1 protein-coding gene is annotated in these 276 nt (G+C 60.5%); it reads left to right on the top strand.

Annotated features, from left to right (window positions below; translation table 11 throughout):
• Positions 1-56: 56 nt before the first annotated feature.
• A partial coding sequence (locus tag R2R70_RS20080) for an MlaD family protein (protein ID WP_410978911.1) occupies positions 57-276 on the top strand: 220 nt, incomplete at its 3' end.

Here is a 276-nt window from a genome sequence, read left to right as displayed (position 1 = left end):
CCTCGATTTCCTGCTGACCGCGCTGATGTTCAGCTAAGCCAAATTTTGGGATGACGATGAAAAAGACTGCTCTCGACTTCTGGGTCGGCCTGTTCGTGGTGGTGGGCTTCCTTGCGGTGCTGTTCCTGGCGCTCAAGGTCGGCAACATGAGCTCGCTGTCGTTTCAGCCCACCTACTCGGTGAGGATGAAATTCGACAACATCGGCGGGCTGAAGCCGCGCGCGGCCGTGAAGAGCGCGGGCGTCGTGGTCGGCCGCGTGAAGGCGATCGGCTTCG

The organism is Cobetia sp. SIMBA_158 (assembly GCF_046566945.1).
Lineage (GTDB): Bacteria > Pseudomonadota > Gammaproteobacteria > Pseudomonadales > Halomonadaceae > Cobetia > Cobetia amphilecti.
Note: the sequence above shows the minus strand (reverse complement) of the source record. Positions and strands in the feature narration are given on the sequence as shown.